Origin of the sequence: Paenibacillus sp. RC21, from assembly GCF_044907935.1 — a bacterium.
GTDB classification, from domain to species: Bacteria; Bacillota; Bacilli; order Paenibacillales; family Paenibacillaceae; genus Paenibacillus; species Paenibacillus terrae_A.
Window position 1 is genome coordinate 1 of sequence record NZ_JBIYCS010000026.1, and the last position, 2189, is coordinate 2189.

The following is a 2189-nucleotide window of genomic DNA, read 5'->3' on the forward strand; positions in this document are numbered from 1 at the left end:
ACAGTGAAGAAGTGACGGTGCAGTGGACAGCGGGAGAGACGGAGCAGTTGCTCAAGCAAAGTCACCGGGCATATACGACAGAGATGAATGATCTGTTGCTGACCGGACTGGGACGGGCTATACAGGCATGGATGGGCATCACGGAAGTAGCGCTCAGCCTGGAGGGGCATGGAAGAGAGGCAATCGTGCCGGAACTGGATGTAACGCGGACGGTAGGATGGTTCACCAGTCGCTATCCGGTACGGCTGTCCTTTCCGGCAGGACAGGCATTATCCGTGCAAATCAAGACGGTGAAGGAGGAGCTGCGGCGGGTTCCCAACAAAGGTATAGGATATGGGCTGCTGCGCTACACCTCGGATCAGACCGAGGATGGAATGGCTGGCCCAACACCGGAAATCAGTTTTAACTATCTGGGGCAATTCGATACGGAGACTGGTTATGAAGGCATGCAGGTAGCGGCTTTTATGGGCGGACTATCTGTCAGTCCCAACCAGAGCAGACTCTATGCACTTGATATTAACGGCATCGTGGCGCAAGGACAACTGTCTTTCAGCATCAGCTACAGTGCCAAACAATTTGAAAAGCAAAGTATACAAAAGCTGGCTTGGCTGCTGCACGATAAAATCATTGAAATTATGGAGCATTGCGTGAGTCAGGAACAGGTGCAGCTTACGCCAAGTGATGTTTCAATGAAAGGATTGTCCGTTGGAGAATTGGACGAACTGCTGGAGCAATTGCAGCATGCTTGCGAGCATCCTCAAGAGGTTGAAAATATTTACTCTTTAACGCCGATGCAAAAGGGAATGTTGTTTCACGGTGTAGCTGACAGGCAATCATCTGCTTATGTCGAGCAGATTTTATTTAAGCTGCATGGTCAGCTTAACGTGGATCACTTTGCAAATGCTTTGGAAAAAGTAATGCAGAGACATAGCGTATTTCGTACTTGTTTTATGGATAATTGGCGGAATGCTCCGCTGCAAATAGTATATCGGAATGCCCGGTTGAGCTTCGTTTATGAAGACATGGGCGCACTAAATGAACAACAGTATAAGGAGCATGTAAGGCTATGCGCGTTGCAAGAAAAGGAGCTCGGATTCGACTTGGCACGCGGTCCATTGATGCGCATGACCATTTTAGGCACAAAAGACCATCAATACCAGTGTATCTGGACATTTCATCATATCATTCTGGACGGTTGGTGCCTGCCACTCTTTTTCGGTGAGCTGATGGAGCATTACGATGCTGCACTCCAGCAACGACAGGCTGAGCTACCTGCTGTAGCTCCATACTCCCAATATATCGAGTGGCTTGAAGCGCAAAACCATGAAGAGGCATCTGCCTACTGGCAGGCTTATTTGGATGGGTATGAAGGGCAAGCGAATGTCCCTGCCGCTACGCTTCTTCAAAATGCGAACGACAGCTATGTATGTGAAGAACATACTTGCCTTATAGATGGGGAATTAACACGTTACATGAAGATGGCAGCCGCTGACGTGCAAGTTACTGTCAATACTTTTATACAGACTGTATGGGGAACGCTACTTCAAAAACATAACGACAGTGATGATGTTGTCTTTGGTAGCGTAGTGTCAGGTAGACCGGCAGAACTGGAAGGTGTCTCCACTATGGTGGGACCATGTATTAACACCATCCCGGTACGTATTCGCACAACAGCAGATATGAGCTTTGCAGAGCTGCTTCAAATGAGTCAACGACAGGCGATTTCTTCCATCGCTTATGATACGTATCCATTATATGAGATGCAGAGGGAGAGCGGTCGAAAGCAAGAATTGATTACGCATATACTGGTGTTTGAAAATTATCCGGTGGACGCACAGATGCATAAGCTCGTACAGGGGGGGCACAAATCCGGTTTAACGATAGCCAATGTGGAGATTCGTGAGCAGACGAACTATGATTTTAATCTCATTGTGCTGCCTGGCGAAACATTCACATTCAAATTTCAATACAATGCAAGCACCTATAGTCAGGCAGACATAGAGCAAATCAGCAACCAGTTGCTTCATCTTTTGCGGCAAATAGCGGAACGCCCGCACATGCGTGTCAACGAGCTCCAGTGGGTAACCGAGGCGGACAAACGTCTGATTCTGGACGTCTTTAATGATACCGCCCAAGCATATCCGCATGAGCAACCCATTGCGCAGTTGTTTGAAGAACAGGCAGCGCGT

At 48.1% G+C, this 2189-nt stretch carries 1 protein-coding gene; it reads left to right on the top strand.

The features are described from left to right. Window positions 1-2189, top strand: a 2189-nt coding sequence (locus ABIA61_RS26615) for a condensation domain-containing protein (protein WP_404581517.1), incomplete at both ends; no start/stop codon positions are given.